Origin of the sequence: Methylobacterium sp. Leaf102, assembly GCF_001422425.1 — a bacterium.
GTDB lineage: Bacteria > Pseudomonadota > Alphaproteobacteria > Rhizobiales > Beijerinckiaceae > Methylobacterium.
The window spans coordinates 57,647-75,109 of the sequence record NZ_LMMX01000005.1 but is presented as its reverse complement, the minus strand read 5'-3'; the positions used below and the strand labels follow the sequence as shown (position 1 = coordinate 75,109).

11 protein-coding genes are annotated in these 17,463 nt (G+C 69.8%); 4 read left to right on the top strand and 7 right to left on the bottom strand.

The window, feature by feature from the left end; genetic code table 11:
- Positions 1 to 4 precede the first annotated feature (4 nt).
- The 4 genes from ASF27_RS06050 to ASF27_RS06035 all read right to left on the bottom strand — a co-directional run bounded on the left by ASF27_RS06050 (position 5) and on the right by ASF27_RS06035 (position 3,503).
- Positions 5 to 607, bottom strand: a complete 603-nt coding sequence (locus tag ASF27_RS06050) for an AprI/Inh family metalloprotease inhibitor (protein ID WP_056167758.1) — start codon at positions 605 to 607, stop codon at positions 5 to 7.
- 168 nt (positions 608 to 775) lie between these two features.
- Positions 776 to 2,023 (bottom strand): cytochrome P450, encoded by a 1,248-nt coding sequence (locus ASF27_RS06045; RefSeq protein ID WP_056358553.1) that lies wholly within the window; start codon positions 2,021 to 2,023, stop codon positions 776 to 778.
- Positions 2,020 to 3,300, bottom strand: a complete 1,281-nt coding sequence (locus ASF27_RS06040; protein WP_056358549.1) for an FAD/NAD(P)-binding oxidoreductase — start codon at positions 3,298 to 3,300, stop codon at positions 2,020 to 2,022. Before ASF27_RS06040 ends, ASF27_RS06045 begins: the two co-directional genes overlap by 4 nt.
- Complete coding sequence (locus tag ASF27_RS06035) at positions 3,297 to 3,503, bottom strand: ferredoxin (RefSeq protein WP_244472917.1); 207 nt, start codon at positions 3,501 to 3,503, stop codon at positions 3,297 to 3,299. The genes ASF27_RS06040 and ASF27_RS06035 overlap by 4 nt, the downstream gene beginning before the upstream one ends.
- Before the next feature lie 363 nt (positions 3,504 to 3,866).
- Here ASF27_RS06035 and ASF27_RS06030 point away from each other — a divergent pair, with 363 nt between their 5' ends.
- Complete coding sequence (locus ASF27_RS06030; protein ID WP_056358620.1) at positions 3,867 to 5,981, top strand: TonB-dependent receptor; 2,115 nt, start codon at positions 3,867 to 3,869, stop codon at positions 5,979 to 5,981.
- Between the two features lie 4 nt (positions 5,982 to 5,985).
- Here the strand turns inward: ASF27_RS06030 and ASF27_RS06025 are convergent, their stop codons facing one another.
- Entirely contained in the window at positions 5,986 to 6,420 is a 435-nt protein-coding gene (locus ASF27_RS06025) for a hypothetical protein (RefSeq protein ID WP_056167519.1), read from the bottom strand.
- Between the two features lie 289 nt (positions 6,421 to 6,709).
- Between ASF27_RS06025 and ASF27_RS06020 the strand changes: the two genes are divergently transcribed.
- Together ASF27_RS06020 and ASF27_RS06015 are read left to right on the top strand one after the other, a co-directional pair.
- Positions 6,710 to 7,885, top strand: a complete 1,176-nt coding sequence (locus tag ASF27_RS06020; RefSeq protein ID WP_056358546.1) for a VWA domain-containing protein — start codon at positions 6,710 to 6,712, stop codon at positions 7,883 to 7,885.
- A complete protein-coding gene (locus tag ASF27_RS06015) occupies positions 7,882 to 8,355 on the top strand; it encodes a VOC family protein (RefSeq protein WP_082478841.1) in 474 nt (157 codons plus the stop codon). The genes ASF27_RS06020 and ASF27_RS06015 overlap by 4 nt, the downstream gene beginning before the upstream one ends.
- On the opposite strand, the gene ASF27_RS06010 is transcribed toward ASF27_RS06015, so the two are convergent.
- Positions 8,324 to 8,644: a 2Fe-2S iron-sulfur cluster-binding protein gene (locus ASF27_RS06010; RefSeq protein ID WP_056167511.1), complete on the bottom strand. Its 321-nt coding sequence runs from the start codon at positions 8,642 to 8,644 to the stop codon at positions 8,324 to 8,326. The two genes, ASF27_RS06015 and ASF27_RS06010, sit on opposite strands and share 32 nt — an antisense overlap.
- A 196-nt stretch (positions 8,645 to 8,840) precedes the next feature.
- Positions 8,841 to 9,152, bottom strand: coding sequence for an Hpt domain-containing protein (locus tag ASF27_RS06005; RefSeq protein ID WP_056358542.1), 312 nt, complete (start codon positions 9,150 to 9,152; stop codon positions 8,841 to 8,843).
- Positions 9,153 to 9,438: 286 nt separating this feature from the next.
- On the opposite strand from ASF27_RS06005, the gene ASF27_RS06000 reads away from it, so the two are divergent.
- Positions 9,439 to 17,442: a hypothetical protein gene (locus tag ASF27_RS06000; protein ID WP_056358541.1), complete on the top strand. Its 8,004-nt coding sequence runs from the start codon at positions 9,439 to 9,441 to the stop codon at positions 17,440 to 17,442.
- Positions 17,443 to 17,463 lie beyond the last annotated feature (21 nt).

Genomic DNA, 17,463 nt, shown 5'->3' with positions numbered 1-17,463 from the left:
GGCTTCAGCGCACCATCGCCAGGGACGCGCCGGACTTCGAAAGCGCCCCATCGAGGGCGCCGCCGCCCTGACGCAGGCGGGCCGTCACGGTGCCGCCGGGCTGATAGAGGTAGACCTCACCGTCGCGGTAATCCCAGGCGGTCACCTTGGACAGATCCTTGTTCGGACAGGCGGCGGCGCTGGCCTTGTAGAGATCGAGGGCCGGGGCGCTCGACAGGGACACCCTGCAGCTCGCGCCCGTCGCGTCCTTGGCGGTCCAGTTGCCGACCACGGAGGATCGCCCCGAAGCCACCACCACGGGCGGCGGAGCCGGCGGGGCGACGGACGCCACGCTCGGCTCGGGCGCGATGACGGGGGTCGCGGGTACCACGGCGACGTCCGCACCGACGGGCGGAGGGGCGTCCACGGCGGCGGCTGCCCCCGGCGGGGGTGCCAGAGGCGCGGACGTGATGGGGGCGGAGGGCATGGCCGGCACCGACATATCCAGGGCGGCCTGAGGCCCGAGCCCACGGTTGCGGGGCTGACCTTCCAGGCGCGACGAAGCGCAGGCGCCGAGGCCGGCAGTGAGCGCCAGGACGGCGACGGTCGACAGGAGCGGACGCGGCATCTTGTGGCAAATCCCGAACATCTCGGGGTCGTGGACACGGCCCCTGTGCTGGGTGCCTCACCGTCAAATGCGATGGCCGCAAGGCACGCCTATCTCGGTCGTGGGGATTCCCGTGCGGGGCGGCGAGTTTGCGCCCCGGTGTGGCCGGGACGCCTCAAGACTGCCGCTTCAGGACGGGGCGATGCCATCGATGGCGAGCCTGAGGTGTTTCGGCCCGCGCAAGGCCGAGCCGGGCCGGTATGGAGGCGGATCGGCCGGGAGGCGTGGGTTGCGGAGGCGGCGAGCCAGGGCTGTCAGAGCGGCCTCCGCTTCGAAGCGGGCGAGCGGTGCCCCGACGCAATAGTGCAGTCCCCCGCCGAAGCCGAGATGACGGACTCCGCTCCGATCGGGATCGAAGCGATCGGGCTCCGTGAACACCGCCGGATCGCGGTTGCCCGATGCGAGGAGAAGAACGATGTCAGCGCCCTCCGGGATCGTCACGCCGCCGATGGCGATATCCGTGAGGGCCCGTCGGGTTCGGAATTGCACGGGCGGATCGTAGCGCTGGACTTCCTCGATGAGGCGCGGCGCACGGGCGGGGTCGTCGCGAAGGCGCACCAGCTCATCGGGGTTCCGCAGGAGCGCCAGCATGGCGTTGGTGATCAGGTTCACGGTGGTCTCGTGACCCGCCACGAGCATCAGGATCGACGTCGCGATGAGATCGTAATCCCCCATCTGCGGCACACCCTGAACGCCCGCGACGGCAAGCCCCGACAGCATGTCGTCCTTGGGATGCCGGCGCTTCTCCTTGATCAGGCCCGTCATGTAGTCGGAGATGGTCTCGAAGGTCCGGCTGTTCTCAGAGCGGGCCTCCTTGTCCGCCATGGTGTCGGGTTCGAGCGCCGTGGCGAGTTGCGTCGCCCAGCCGTGAAACTGCGGTTCGTCCTCCGTCGGGATCCCGAGCAATTCGCAGATGATGGTCACCGGCAGCGGATAGGCGAGATCGTCGACGATATCGAAGCTCCGCGACCCGGCATGCTTGTCCAGGATCTCATCGACGAGACCGTGCGAACGGTCGCGCAGCGCCTGGACGCGCGCCTGCGTGAACTCGTGCATCACCGCCCGGCGCAGGGTGTCGTGGTCGGGCGGATCGCGGAAGATGAACGGCCGGTGCGTATCTGTGATCCGATCGCGGATAGGCTTGACGATCCAGTCGGAGATCGGATTACCGGTCTTCGGCCGGTCGGCCGGCGGCAGGGTCTCGGAGCTGACGCGCGGATCGTGCAGCAACCGGGTGATCGCCGCGTGTGTCGCGGCGACGTAGGTGCCGTCGGATTGACGCGATACGGGGGTCTCGCGCAGGCGGGCGAACAGCGGATAGGGATCGACGCGGTTGGCCTCGTCCTTGACCTGTTCGAACAGGGTCGCGTCGCTCATCGATCGTCCTCTCCGGGAAACCCCGGCGTCAGCATGGTCAGGCCACCCTGGTCCACCGCGCCCCCAGGGGGCGGAAACGGCGCCCGGGACGCCACCATCTCGGCATAGGCCGGAAGCCAGCGTACGGAATCGAAGGAGACGGCCGCGATGCAGCGACCTGCGCGGCCGTATAGGGCGAGAAACCGGCCGGTCTTCGGGTCGCCCTGGGCGATGACGAGGCCGTCCGCCCCCTCCGTCAGTCCGACGGACTTGATCGTCAGTCCGCCCTGAGAGGACCAGAAGGCCGGTACCTCAGCGTAGGCTTCGCCGGTCCCGCGTCCCACGAGCAGACGTGCGGCGTGGGCGCCTTGCGCCGCGGCATGCCCCCAATGCTCAAGGGCGACAAAGCGCCCGTCGTAGAGGGGGTGGGGAAAGCGCGCCACGTCGCCAGCGGCCGCGATCGCCCGGTCGGGGCGACCTTCCGCGTCGAGGACGTATCCGTCCGCGTCGCAATCGACTCCCCCCTCGTCGAAGGCGAGGCCCGAACCGGCGAGCCATTCGGTGTTGCGGATGGCCCCCAAGGCCACCACCACGCACCCTGTCTCCAGCGTCCGTCCGTCCGCGAAGCGCGCACGCACCACATGGCCGGTGCCGTCGTCCTCGAACGCCTCGACCTCGCTGCCGAAGCGCAGATCGACACCGCGCGCCTCGTGCAGGGCCGCGACGACGGAGCCGAGGTGGACGCCGAGGATTGCCGCGAGGACCGTCGGGCCGGTCTCCACCAGGGTGACCGGCAGATCGAGGTCACGGCAGGCGGCGGCGACCTCACAGCCGATGAATCCGCCGCCGACGACCAGGACACGCTCGGGCCGTGCCGCGAGCGCGGAGCGCAGGGCCGCCGCGTCGTCCCGCCCACGCAGGGTATGAATCCCCGCGAGGTCGCGTTGCGCTGCGTCCGGCCAGGGTCGTGGCCGGGCACCCGTGGCGATGAGAAGGCGATCGTAGGCGATGCGCTCACCGCCTTCGAGATCGATGGTCCGCCCAATCCTATCGAGGTTGGTAACGGCCGATCCGAGACGCCACTCGGCATCGAGCGGTTCGAGGATCGGAAGGGTCGTGGCACCGGGCGCCACCGAACCGCCGAGGACCTGTTTCGACAGGGGTGGACGGTCGTACGGCCGGTGGGGCTCCGCGCCGACGATGGTGAGGCGGCCGGCAAAGCCTGCCTTGCGGGCGGCTTCCGCCCCGCGCAATCCGGCCAGCGACGCACCCACGACGACGAGGTGATCCTGGCTCACGAGCGGCCGCTTCCGGCATCCTCGACGAGGATCGCCTGGACCGGGCACGCGACGCGGGCGCGCTCGATGGATTGGCGCGCCGCCGCCGACGGCGCCGGATCGTAGTGAAGCGCCTCGGCCCCGTGCAGCACGAAATGCTCAGGCGCCGCGTAGCAGCACTGAGCGTAGGCTTGGCACAGATTCAGATCGACGCTGACCCGCAGCCCGCCGGCTGCGCGCGAGGGATCGGGGCTCGGCGAGGTGCCGATGCGGTCGTGGTTCGAGTCGGGCATGCAGGCGCAATGCCCACGGTGGTTCACCGGTTCCGCACTGCACGCGCGTCACAGCGTCCGACGCATGATTCCGGCTACCGGCGCTTGTGCGGAAAGGGCCGAATCTACGATCTCGAGCCGGCATGCAGTGTCGAAAAGGACCCTGCCGCGTCGGCAGCTGATGCATCGGTGCAACAGATGGGCGACGCTCGCCAAGGGTGACCACGTTTCTCTTGTAACGTTATTCCGTTCGCGCAATGAAACAACATAACATTTGTCGTGTGAGGCGTGATGCGGTCCGGTTTCTCGAAGAGCATGCTCGCAGGAACGGTCATCGCCGGCGCTGGCCTCGCGTCCTCTGGTGCCATGGCCCAGCAGGCCGAGACGACGCTGTCCGAACTCAGCGTCACATCCCCGAGCCCCATCGTCCCCCTTCGCGGCAACGGCTTGGCTACCGCGCCGCCGGTCGGGATCCTGCCGGTGGCGACCAACACCTTCTCGCCCGTCACCGTGGTGACCGCCGACCAGATCGCCCGCGATCAGCCTCGGACCCTGGGCGACGCCCTCGCCGACCGGCCCGGGATCTCGGCCTCGACCTACGCGCCCGGCGCCGCGAGCCGTCCGATCATCCGCGGCCTCGACAACAACCGGGTCCGGATTCAGGAAAACGGCGTCGGCATCCAGGACGTCTCGGAACTCGGCGAGGATCACGGCGTCCCCATCAATCCGCTGGTGGCCAATCGGATCGAGGTGATCCGGGGGCCGGCGTCCCTCCGGTTCGGCTCCCAGGCCATCGGCGGGGTGGTCAGCGTCGAGAACAACCGCGTCCCGACCTTCATCCCCGAGCGCGGCATCTCCGGGTCGGCAACCACGGGGTATTCCACCGTCGACAACGGTCGTCTCGGCGCCGTCACGGTGGATGCCGGAGCGGGCAACGTCGCGGTTCACGCCGACGGGTTCAGGACGGCGGCGGACAGCTACGCCACGCCGCTCGGCATCCAGCGCAACTCCGCCAACGAGTCCCAGGGCGGCTCCGTCGGAATGTCGTTCATCGGCGACCGTGGCTTCGTCGGCCTGTCCTACAGTCACTACGATGCGCTCTATCAGATCCCCGGCGGTTCGGCGGCGGAGAACCGCACGCGCCTCGATCCGCGGCAGGACCGCCTGCTGGCCCGCGGCGAGTTCCGCCCCCTCGACGGTCCCATCGCGGCGATCCGCTTCTGGGTCGGCGGGTCCGTCTATCGCCACGACGAAACCGGGATCGGCGAGGACGGCCGCGACGGCATCCAGGCCACCTTCAAGAACCGGGAAGCGGAGGCCCGGGTCGAGTTCCAGCACGTGCCGGTCTTCACCGCCCTCGGGACCCTGACGGGGGCGCTCGGTCTGCAAGCCGGACGCCGCACCCTTGGCACCGCCGGCGAGGCGGGTGGCCTGCTGGCGCCGACGGATTCACGCAGCAACGCCGTGTACCTCTTCGAGGAATTGGCCGTGGGCAACGGCCTGCGCTTCCAGGCCGCCGGCCGAATCGAGGGAGATCGCTCCGCGGGCACCGCCACCCAGTTTCCCGGCGACTATCGACCGATCGAGGGCGAGGACCCGCTGTCCTACGGTCGACGCCGCCGATTCGCACCGAAAAGCATCAGCTTCGGTGCGCTGCAGGATCTGCCGTACGGGTTCGTCGCCAGCCTGAATGGGAGCTTCGTCGAGCGTGCGCCGACGGCCTTCGAGCTCTATTCCCGCGGGGCCCACGATGCGACGGAGACCTTCGAGATCGGCAACGCCGCCCTGAAGAAGGAACGTGCCCGAACCGTGGAAGCCAGCCTTCGCCGCGCCGAGGGGCCGCTGCGTCTCGACGCCACCGGCTACTACACCCGCTACACCGGCTTCATCTACAAGCGCGACACGGGACGCCGCTGCGGCGACGATTTCGCCTCATGCGGCAGCGACGACGAGTTGCAACAGATCGTCTATTCCCAGCGCAACGCGACCTTCTACGGCGCCGAGATCGGCGCGCAGCTCGACCTCCTGCCCGTGGGCAACGGCTGGGCCGGCCTCGACGCCCAGTACGATTTCGTCCGCGCCCGGTTCGACGACGGCACCTTCGTGCCGCGCATCCCGCCCCACCGTGTCGGCGGCGGCCTGTTCGTGCGCGCCGACGGTTGGTTCGCCCGGGTGAACCTGCTCCACGCCTTCGCTCACACGGAGGTCGCCCCCATCGAGACGATGACGCCGGGCTTCGACGACCTGCGCGCCGAGGTGAGCTACACCAAGCCCCTCGATCCCGTCCTCTACGGTGCCACCGAGGTGACCCTCGGCCTACAGGGGCGCAACCTCCTCGACGATCGGATTCGCAACTCGGCCTCGTTCAAGAAAGACGAGATCCTGTTGCCGGGCCGCAACCTGCGGATCTTCCTGACGGCGCGCTTCTAATCGATCAGAGGAGTTGTCCCTGACCCTGGTCGGGCATCGTCGGCACCGGTGTCGGGGCTTGATGCGCCGGATCGTGTTCGGCCGGCGGGTCGGACGCATCGTCGTCCGAAGTGTATCCGCAGCGATAGACGATCTCGTCGGGCGGACCAAGGCCGGTGTGGAGGGGGATCGCCACCGTGTCGTCGGAGAAGCGCCAGTGACGGGTGCCCCGATCCCAATAGAGCCAGATCGTCGTCGGGTGCCCTTGTACCCCGAACACCGCCGCCTTCTTCGACAGGGCCTGGACCGTGCGCGGCGCGTACATCCCCTTCTGACGATAGGCCTCCCGCAGGGCGGGGCCCTGACGGTCCATGAAGGTGTTGCGCACGACCTGAATGGTCGCGCCGGGCTCGGCGAGGAAGCGCTTGAAATCGCCGAGGGAGTGCAGGACGAGTGCCATGGCGGTCACCCTCGATGGAGCCGTGTAAGTTTCGCTCCGACACCGTGTCCGAACTCATCCGCGATGCTGCAGGGCAAGTGTTCCGTTCCTGTGACGCGACATGTCCCACTGCATGGGGCCAGGTCCGGGTTACCCACAGAAATCGCTGGTTCTACCCATACTTCTCGGCCGGCTGTGGATGCCGCGCGCCGCCGACAATTCGTTCGACCGGAACCGAGCCTTGACCCGAACCGAGCCTTGACCCGAACCGAGCCTTGACCCGAACCAAGCCTTGCCGCGTTGTCGCGGCATGCTGCTCCAGTTCTTCACCGCCCTGCGCGAGGCCAAGGTTCCTGTCACCTTACGGGAATTCCTCACCCTCCTGGAGGCCCTCGACCGCGATCTCGCGGAGAAGCGGGTGGACGCGTTCTACCTGCTGGCCCGGACGGCCCTTGTGAAAGACGAACGCCATCTCGATCGGTTCGACCGGGTGTTCGGCACGGTCTTCCAAGGGCTGGAGACCGTAGGCGCCGCGACGGAGCCCTCCACGATTCCGGAGGAATGGCTGCGCAAGCTCGCGGAGAAATACCTCACCGACGACGAGAAAGCCGAGTTGAAGGCACTCGGCTGGGACAAGCTCTTCGAAACCCTGAAGCAGCGCCTCGCCGAGCAGAAGGAACGTCACCAGGGCGGCTCGAAATGGATCGGCACCGGCGGGACCTCGCCGTTCGGCGCCTATGGCTACAATCCGGAAGGCATCCGCATCGGCCAGGACGGCAACCGCAACTTTCGCGCGGTCAAGGTCTGGGACAAGCGCGAGTTCCGCGACCTCGACGACGGCGTCGAACTCGGCACCCGCAACATGCGGGTGGCCCTACGGCGTCTCCGGCGCTTCGCCCGCACCGGGGCGGCGGAGGAACTCGATCTCGACGGCACGATCCGGGAGACGGCCGCCAAGGGCTATCTCGATGTGAAGTTGCGGCCCGAGCGGCGCAACGCCGTGAAGGTGCTGCTCTTCCTCGACGTCGGTGGGTCGATGGATTGGCATATCGGTCTGGCCGAAGAACTGTTCTCGGCGGCCCGGTCCGAGTTCAAGCACGTGGAGCACTACTACTTCCACAATTGTCCCTACGAGCGGGTGTGGAAGGACAACCGCCGCCGCCACGACGAGACCCTACCGCTGCTCGAAGTGCTGCGGACCTATCCGGCGGATTACCGTGTTGTGATCGTCGGCGACGCTTCCATGAGCCCCTATGAGATCGCGACGCCGGGTGGCTCCGTGGAGCACTGGAACGACGAATCCGGAGAGGTCTGGCTCGGGCGACTGCTGGAACGGTTTCCGAAGGCGGTGTGGCTGAATCCGGTGCCCGCGGAACATTGGGGCCACACTCAGTCCATCACCATGATCCGCCGGATCCTCGCCGGACGCATGTACCCGCTGAACCTTGAGGGGATCGACGCCGCCATGCGCGAACTGGTGCGTTGACCCGCGATCGCCTTCCCCACGGCGGGTTCGCCGCACTGGTCCCGGAACTCGACGTTTTCGACCTCGGGCGGAGCCTCGCATTCTGGTGCGATGCCCTCGACTTTTCCGTTGTCTATGCGAGGCCGGAGGATGGGTTCGCCTACCTGGAACGGGAGGGTGCCCAGGTCATGCTCAACCGGGTCAACGGCAACTGGTCGATCGGCGACCTGAAGCGACCGCTCGGCCGAGGCCTCAACCTACAGATCACCGTCGCGGCCCTCGTCCCCGTGCTCGAACGACTGGCGGCTCAGGACTGGCCGCTGTTCCGGGACGTCCATGACGCCTGGTACCGGGTCGGCGACGTCGAAGCGGGCCTCCGCCAGGTCTTGGTTCAGGACCCCGACGGTTATCTCGTGCGTCTGTGCGAAACCCTCGGGGTCCGGCCGATCGGCCCCTCGTTCAGCCCTGACGCGCCGGCGTCGTCACCGTGAGGCCGTCGAGTTCCGGCTTGATCCGGATCTGGCAGCACAGGCGCGAGGTCGCACGCACGTCCGAGGCGAAATCGAGCATGTCCTGCTCCATGTCCTCTGCCGGCCCGACGATGGCGGCCCATTCGCCGTCGACGTAGACGTGGCAGGTGGCGCACGCGCAGGCGCCGCCGCATTCCGCGTCGATCCCCGGCACGTTGTTTCGGATCGCCGCTTCCATCACGGTCGATCCCACGTCGGCTTCCACGGTCCGGGCCGTGCCGGCATGGTCGACGTAGGTGATCTTGGGCATCGATTGGGGCTCCGGGCTCGTACAACGCGTGTGTGGTCGGTTGTGCGGCGCGAGGTCTGCCTTGAAGGGGCAGGCCTCGGAATGCAAGCGTTCGCCGACACCCGGCGATCATTCCCTCGCTGGCGCCGGCGACCTTTCGCTTACGCGGGACACGCCGTGCCGTTCCATGCCGGACACTGCGGCGGGTTCGCTCGGCTCACACCTCGGCGATCGCCCGCAGGGCCGCGGCGACGGCTCCGGCCAGGGGCGCCAGTGCCGGATCGCCGTCGCTCCGCAACGCATCCTCGACCATCGCGCTCGCCGCCGCCACGGACACGGCGCCGATGCCGAGGGCCGAACCCTTCAGGGTGTGGGCGAGGTCCGCGCGCTCGGCCCGTGTGCGGGCCGGATCGCCGATCTCCGGCAGGAGGCGGTGACACTGACCGGCGAACAGCATCAGGAGTTCACGGGCGAGTTCCGCGTCGCCGGACGTCTGCCGGGTGAGGTGATCGTGATCGATGGGCGGCACGGGCACCTTTCGATTCGTCTGCGGCGGCGATGGCCGGGCTTCCCTATCCACAGGCGCGGACGCGGGTTTGGTTTGCGTTTAAGCATTGCGGGCCCATGGATAAAGCCGACGGCGGGAAGCCGGCCCCCGGGCTTGGTAACCATTCCGTTAAGGTTTTTGCGGCGGACGCAGGCGGTCGGGTATCGGCCCCCGGCGCCGGTGTCTAAAGTTCGTTTGATAGATTGGTAAAAGTGTCTCCTTCGCCGGGTGCGGCCGACGCGGGAGAATACGGGTAACGAGGCGTTGCATGGCCACGGAAAAGAAGCTCAAGGATCCGGCGGAGGCAGCCCTGTCCGCGATCGAGCAGGCCCTCAACCTGGACATGCTCACGCCCGACGCGTCCGAGAACCGCGTCGAACCGCGCCTGCCCGACGTCGGTGACGGCGATCCGCTCCTCGATCCGAGCGGACGTAACCGCCCGCCCCGCCTCGACGAGCCTCTGGCGTCCGACCTTCCGCCGCCGGACCGCGCCCGCCCGCGCCGCGAAGGTGGACTGCTGCCCCCGGACCGCTCGCTGGTCGCCAACGACGATCGCCAGAACATCGGCATCCTGCAGCAGACCCTGCGGGTTCGGCCTTCTCCGATGCCCTACGTCGTCGCGGCCGTCGCATCGGCCGTGTGGTTCGCGAGCCTTCTCGCCCTGGCCTGGATCCAGTCCGGCGGTGATCTGAGGACCTACGCGCAGGGCCTCACGGCGCTCCAGTCGGCGGTGGCGGCCACCGCCCTCGTCGGACCCGTGGTCCTGTTCTCGATCATGGCGATGCTGGCCGTGCGGGCGCAGGAGATGCGTCTCGTCGCTCGCGCCGTGGGTGAAGTCGCCATTCGCCTGGCCGAGCCGGAGAACTTCTCGACCGACGCCGTGCTGACCATGTCGCAGACCGTTCGCCGCGAAGTGGCGGCCGTGGGCGACGGTGTCGAGCGGGCGCTTGCCCGCGCCGGCGAACTCGAGACCCTGGTGCGTGGCGAGATCGCCACCCTGGAGCGTGCGTACTCGGAGAACGAGATCCGCATACGGTCCCTGGTCGACGAGCTCGTCGCCCAGCGCGAATCCATCGTCGCCAACGCAGAGCGCGTCCGCGGAGCGATCACGGGCTCGCACCAGAACCTGACGCAGGAACTCGACGGGGCCGCAGAGCGCATCGTCGCCGCCGTCACCGGCGCCGGCGAGCGCGTCACCGGCGCCCTCGATGCGCGCGGGCACGCCATCACCACGGCACTCGGCGACCGCGGCGACGCCATCACGTCGGCGCTCGCCCTGGCCGGCGACCGCGTCGTCGGTCTCGTGACCGATCGGGGCGACGACCTCGTCCAACGCCTCGCCGCCACCAGCGAAGGCGTGCGCGGCAGCCTGACGGATGTCGGCAACACGCTGACCCAATCCCTGGAGAGCCGAGCCGAGGAAGTGACCCGAGCCTTCGAGCGCACCGGCGGGCTCCTCACCACGACGCTGGCCACCAACGCCGGCGATGTCGCACGCACCCTCGCCCAGACCGGTGCCGAGGTGATCGAAACCCTGAACCGCGAGGGCAGCGAGGTCCGCAGGACCTTCGAGGAATCCGCCCGCGGGCTCGAGAGCGCCTTCCTGGCGCGCGGCGGTGAGCTGACCGCTCAGTTCTCCACCACCGGCGGTGAGATCACTGCCCGCTTCGCCGAGACCGGCGACGCCTTGCGCGCACACTTCGCCGCCACGGGCTCGACCCTGACCCGGGACATCGCGACCATCGGCGATGGCGTGTCCGATGCCATCCTGGCGCGCGGCCGTGAGGCCGAGGAGCGTCTGGCCCAGGCGACCGGCGGCGTCATCGAGACGTTCGGAGCGCGGGCCGACGCCCTGCGCGACGGCCTGGTTCGTTCCATCGAGGAGGCGACCGCCCTCGTCGACCGCAACGGCGGCGCTCTGGCGGAGCGCATCGATACGGTCACGGGTCGGCTGCGAGAGACCCTGGCGGTCCAGGGCACCGGCATCGCGGACCTCATCGAGGCCCGCGGCCGCGATGCCCAGGCCGGGTTCGCCCTGACGGCCAGCGGCCTCATCGAAACCCTCGATTCCCGCGCCGGATCCGTGCGCGACAGCCTGGCTCGCGCGGTCGAAGGCATCACCGGCGACATCGACGCGCGCGGCGGCGCCCTCGCCGAGCGCATCGAGACGGTGACGGGACGCCTGCACGAAACCCTGGCGGTCCAGGGCGTCGGCGTCGCCGAACTCATCGAGACGCGTGGTCGTGAGGCCGAAGCGAGCCTCAACCGGAGCACCGATGGCCTGATCGAGGTCTTCGATGCCCGCAGCGAGACCCTGCGCCAGCGTTTCGTCAGTTCCGTCGACGGCCTCGCGGCCGGCATCGACGCGAGCGGCGGCGCCCTGGCCTCCCGGATCGAGGCCGTGGCTGGGCGCCTGCACGACACCGTCACCGTTCAGGGTGGCAGCCTCGAGAGCGCCCTTGCCCTCGCCGGCGATCGGGCCGGCGGTCTCATCACCGAGCGGACCCACGCGGCGACGGCCGAAGTCGAGCGCCTCCTGGCCGAGCTCGGGCACGCCCTGGAGGCCCGCACCGGTCAGACGGTTTCGGCACTCCAAGCCACCGCCGCGACACTCGATGGTCAGTTCGGGGCCCAGACCCTGGAGGCGACCGAGACCCTGCGCCGCAGCGCCGAAGAGATCACCGTCGCGCTCGGCGCCTGCGCGGCCGAGGCCGCACGATCCCTGCGCCGCTCCGCCGCCGGCGCCACGGGCGAACTCGAAGCCCGCACCGTGGAGGCCGTCGAGATCTTCGAGCGCCGCCTCGCCGCCAATGCCAATGCGCTGTCGAGCCGGACCGAACAGGCCGCCGCCCTGCTCGGCCAGCTCGCCGAGGGCACCGGCGACACCGTCGCCGGCCGCACCGAAGCCTCCGTGGCGGCCCTGCGCCGGACCCTCGAGGAAATCAACGCCGAGTTGGCCGCGCGCGCCGACGAGGCCGCCGGCGTCATCGATCGCGCCGCTCAGGGAATCGGTGGCAGCCTGGAAGCCCGCGTTCGCGACGTCGAAGTCGCCTTCGGCAACCACGGCCGAACCCTCGGCGAGCTCATCGCCGCCCACACGCACGACGCCCATTCGCAGCTCACCCTGGCCGGCCGCGACATCACCCTCGCCATCACCGCCCAGAGCGCACGGGTCAGCGAGGCCCTCGGCGCATCGGGCGAGCGCTTCGACGAGACCACGAAGGCTCGGGCCGATGCCATCGAAACGGTCTTCACCGATCGCCTCGCCGCGCTTCAGGACACCATCGCGCGGGGTGACATCATTGCGGAGCGCATCGCCCGCGATACGACGTCCCTGTCGCAAAGCGTCGGCGGCCAGCTCGAGGAGATGGACCGGATCATCTCCGTGCGCGGCCAAGCCGTGGCCGAGACCATCGCCGAGCGCACCCGGGAGGCCCGCGAGGCAGTGGAGACCCAGCTCGGTGCCCTCGAGGAGCGCGGCATCAAGCGCACCGCCGAGATCGGCGAGACCTTCTCGCACCTCATCACCCATATCGACGGCCAGCTCGGCTCGCGTGCCACCGCCCTCAACGAAGCCTTGATCCTGCGCACGGCCGAGATGGCGCGGATCATGACCGAGGGTGGACGCGACCTCGTCGAGACCCTCGACGCCCGCGCCGATACCATGGCGCAGGACATCGCCGCCCGCAGCCTCAGCCTCGGTGATACCCTCGGCGCGCGCGCGACCGAGATCACCAGCCACCTCGACGTCCAGACCCGGGAACTGGTCCAGCGCCTCGATGACGGCGCGACGCGCTTCGATTCGGGCATTCTGACCCGCCTCGAAGTGATCAGCGCCACCCTGGAAGAGCGCGGCCGCCTCATCGACGAAGCCTTCGGCACCCAGGCCCTGGAGGCGATCCGCCTCATCGAGAGCCGCACCCGCGCGGTGGACGAAGACCTCGCCGCCCGCACCCGCGAACTCGTCGACATGATCGTCGAGCGCACGGGTGGAGCCAATGCGGCCCTGTCCCAGCAGGCCCAGAGCCTCCGCGACGCCTTCTCCGAGCGGACCGATCACCTCGTCAGCCTTATCGACGAGCGCACCGCCGCCATGGGCAGCGAGCTCGACGAGAAGGGCCGTGCCGTGTTCGGAGCCCTCGGGGGTCGCATCACCGAGCTCGCCCGCCTGCTCGATTCCGGCACCAACGCCCTCGGCACCCTCCTGGAGACCCGCGGCGAGACCATCCTCGCTCGCCTGCGCGAAGTCGTGGCGGAAGCAGACCGGCTTCTCGGCGAAGGCGAAAACCGTCTCGGGCGCACCCTCGACGGGCGCACCCTCGACATCAGCTCGCTCCTCGACGAGGGCGTGCGTACGGTCCACCAGCTCCTCGACGATCGCACGGGCGAGATCCGCGCGCTTCTCGACAGCCATGCCCAGGTCCTCGGCACGAGCTTCGAGGATCGCCTGGCGCCCTTGCAGGACAACCTCGACCAGCGCGGCCGCCGCCTCGTCGAGACCATCGAGGCGAGCCTCGGCAGCGCCGCGGGCGCCGTGGATGCCCGGACCCAGGCCATCGCGGCCCTTTTCGACGAGCGTATCGGCCATCTGGACGAGGTCGTGGAGCAGCGCGGCGCAGGCCTCGCCGATGCCGTCGAGGCCCGCACCCAGGCCCTCGCGACGACGTTCGACGCCCGTCTCGGCCAGCTCAACGCCATCGCGAACCAGGACGACTCGAGCCTGATCGCGGCCGTCGAGCAGCGCATCGCCGCCCTCGGCAGCCTGTTCGACAGCCGCATCGGTGAGCTCGACAGCCTGGTCGAGCGCCGCACCGGCGGCTTTGCCGAGTCGGTGGACGGCCGTGCCCGCGATCTCGCCGCGCTGTTCGATCACCGCATCGGTCTCCTCGGACAGATCGTCGAAGGACGCGGCGCCCAGGTCGCCGACGCCATCGACGCCCGTACGAAGACCATGGCCACGCTCCTGGACGAGCGTCTCAGCGGCCTCGATGCCCTGGTGGACGGACGCGGCGCGCAGGTGTCCCAGGCTCTCGACGAGCGCACCCGCGCCCTTGCGAGCCTGTTCGACGAGCACCTCGGCGGTCTCTCGGATCTCGTGGACGGTCGCGGCCGCCAGATCGGTCAGGCCCTCGATACCCGCACGGAGGCGCTCGCTGCTCTGTTCGACGGCCGGATCGAGCAGATCAACGCCCTGGTCGCACAGGATGCCGGCGGCTTTGCCACGGCACTTGATGGGCGTGTTCAGTCCATCTCCGCCTTGTTCGACGCCCGGATCGGCGAGCTCGACACCCTCGTGGAGCGCCGCAGCGGCGGCCTCGCGGAGAGCGTGGACGGCCGGACCCGCAGCTTGGCGGCCATGTTCGATCACCGGATCGACCTCCTCGCCCAGATCGTAGACGGGCGCGGCGCACAGGTCACCGACGCGATCGACGCGCGCACCCAGGCGCTGACGACGCTGTTCGACACCCGCCTCGGACATCTCGACGACCTGGTCGAGGGACGCGGCACGCGCTTGGCCGAGGCCGTCGACAGCCGGACCCAGGGCCTGCGCGCCCTGTTCGACGAGATGCTCACGGCCCTCGACGGTCTCGTCGACAGCCGCGCCGAGACGCTGACCGATCGGATCGATGCCCGCACCCAGGCTCTCGTCGGACTGTTCGACGAGCGCATGAAGGCCCTCGACGGGCTGGTCGGTGAGAGTGCCGGTTCGCTCACCGATCGGGTCGAGGAGCGCACCCGCACCCTCGCGGCCCTGTTCGACGAGGGCCTCGCCCGCCTCGATGGAGTTGTGGAGAGCCGTTCCGGCGCCCTCACCCTCCAGGTGGATACCCGGACCCAGGCCCTCGCGACGGTGTTCGACGAGCGCCTCGGCGCCCTGGATTCGCTGATTTCCGGTCGTGCCGCCGGCCTGGCCCGGACCATCGAGACGCAGGGTGCGGCCCTCACCCAGGCCGTCGATGCCCGCAGCGAAGCCTTCACCAGCCGTATCGACAGCCGCATGAAGGTGTTCGCCTCCCTGGTCGCGTCGCGTGGCGACGCCCTGGCCGCTGCCTTCGACGATCGTCAGGACGCCTATGCGACCCTGGTCGACGAGCGAAGCGCCGCCATGCTGTCCGCCTTCGACGAGCGGGTCGGTCGTCATGCCGCCGCCGCCGAAGCCCATGCCGCCGCCCTTGCCTCAGCACTGGATCAGCGCAACGAGGCCGTCGCGGCCCTCATCGACGGTCGCAATGCGACGATGACGGAAGCGTTCGACCGCCGTTCCACGGCGCTCGCCGCCCTCGTCGAGGCACGGGGCCAGTCCTTGGCCCAGCGCCTCGCTGCGAGCGCCGAGACCATCACCCGCGCCATCGAGGAGCGCGGCGGCAGCCTCGTCGAGACCCTCGACGGGCGCGGCTCGCACGTGATCGAGGCTCTCGCGGCACAGTCCGATCGCCTCCGCGCCGTCGTCGATGGCCCGGCCGCATCGTTGGTCGAAGCTCTGTCCGAGCGAGGCCAAGCCCTCGAGCGGGCCCTCGCCGAGACCGGCACACCCCTCGTGGAGGCGATCCGCCAGCGTACGGACGAACTCGAAGCCCGTTCGCAGGCCTCGGCCGAAGCTCTGCTGGCGACCATCGACGGGGGCGCCTCGCGCGCCATCGCCACCCTCACGCAGGCCAACGACGCCCTGCGTCACGACGTCGGCAGCGTCCTCCAGCGTGTCGAGAGCGCCAATGCGGCCCTGGCCGAACTCCTGGCGGGGGCGGGCGAAAACCTCGGCGCCATCGAGACGGGTCTCGCGGCCCGCATCGAGCAGGTCCAGGAAGCCCTGGGCGCCATCGCCAGCGAGACCGAACGGGCGAGCCGCGGCGTCGCCGAGCAGGTCGACGAGCTCAAGTCCGTCGCGCAGGGTGCCCTGCGTGATGCGGCCGAACTCGCCGCGTCGCTCGACGCCAGCGGCCGGTCCCTGGGAGATCTCGGACGGACCCATGCGGCGGCCCTCACGGGCGCGGCCGGATCCCTTGAGACGGCCGAAGGTCGCCTCTCCGAGGTTCTGGCGGCGCGCGGGGGCGCCATCGAGGGCGTGCTCGCCCGGATCGACGAACGCTCGGGTTCCCTGGAAGCCGAGACCGCCCGTTTCGATGCACTGATCGAGCAAACCCTGCGGACCGCGGAGGAGCGAGCCCGCGCTATCGGCACCGGTCTGGCCGAGACCGCGAAGGGCGCCGGCGCCCGTGTCGTCGAGGCGTTCGAGGGCCTGCGGTCTGGCGCCGACAGCGAGGGCGAGCGGACGGCGCAGGGCGTGCGCGCCGCCATCGATGCGGCGTCCCGCGAGATGACGGCGGTGTTCGAGACGGCCTCGGGGCGCTTCGGTGATTCCGTGGCCGGCCTGCGCGAGATGGCGAGCGAGATCCGCCGCGAGCTCGACGCCACCCGCGCCGAGATCCAGCGCGGTGTCCTCGACCTGCCGCGCGAGACGCAGGACGCCACCGGCGAGATGCGCCGGGTCGTCTCGGATCAGATCAAGGCCCTGGGCGAGCTGACCACCCTCGTCGCCCGCACCGATCGCGGTGTTGATGTCGCCCGGCCGTCCGCGGCTCCGCCCGCTCCGGCGCCGGTTGCCCCAGCCAAGGCACCGGTCGCTCCCGCACCGGTCGCCCCCGCTCGGACACCCGCTGCGGCCGCGCCGAAGCCGGGGCAGACCATGACCATCGTGCCGGCACCCGCCGGTCGGCCCGCCAACGTCGCCGCCCGCACGGGCGAGGCACAGCGTGCGCAGGCCAACGGTGCCAAGGCGGGAGACCGTGGTTGGCTCTCGGACCTCCTGACCCGAGCATCCCTCGATGATGATGGCGACGAGTCCGAATCCGAATCTCAGGCCACCGCCGGAACCAAACCTTCACCGGAGAAGGGGTCCCCCGAGGCCAAGGCGGCGGCCGAGCGTGGGCGCACGGCTCTGGAGACCATCTCGGCCGACATCGCCAAGATGATCGACCACCGCACGGCCGTGGATCTGTGGGAGCGCTATCGCCGGGGTGAGGCGAACCTGTTCGACCGCCGCATCTACACCGCGCAGGGGCGCCAGACCTTCGAGGAGGTCCGCCGCCGCTACGCCGGAGATGCCGATTTCCGACGCACCGTGGACCGCTACGTCGCCGAGTTCGAACGCCTGATGGCGGACGTTTCCAAGAACGACCGCGATTCGAAGCGCGCCGACGCCTACCTCACCTCGGAGACCGGCAAGGTCTACACGATGCTGGCCCATGCCAGCGGACGCTTCGACGGAGCGTAGGGCACCGGACCCCCTTCCCCC

What these genes read in the sequence shown, in the direction of transcription:
- ASF27_RS06050 (WP_056167758.1), bottom strand. Translation starts at nt 607, where the DNA reads ATGCCGCGTCCGCTCCTGTCGACCGTCGCCGTCCTGGCGCTCACTGCC.
- ASF27_RS06045 (WP_056358553.1), bottom strand. Translation starts at nt 2,023, where the DNA reads ATGAGCGACGCGACCCTGTTCGAACAGGTCAAGGACGAGGCCAACCGC.
- ASF27_RS06030 (WP_056358620.1), top strand. Translation starts at nt 3,867, where the DNA reads ATGCTCGCAGGAACGGTCATCGCCGGCGCTGGCCTCGCGTCCTCTGGT.
- ASF27_RS06025 (WP_056167519.1), bottom strand. Translation starts at nt 6,420, where the DNA reads ATGGCACTCGTCCTGCACTCCCTCGGCGATTTCAAGCGCTTCCTCGCC.
- ASF27_RS06020 (WP_056358546.1), top strand. Translation starts at nt 6,710, where the DNA reads ATGCTGCTCCAGTTCTTCACCGCCCTGCGCGAGGCCAAGGTTCCTGTC.
- ASF27_RS06010 (WP_056167511.1), bottom strand. Translation starts at nt 8,644, where the DNA reads ATGCCCAAGATCACCTACGTCGACCATGCCGGCACGGCCCGGACCGTG.
- ASF27_RS06000 (WP_056358541.1), top strand. Translation starts at nt 9,439, where the DNA reads ATGGCCACGGAAAAGAAGCTCAAGGATCCGGCGGAGGCAGCCCTGTCC.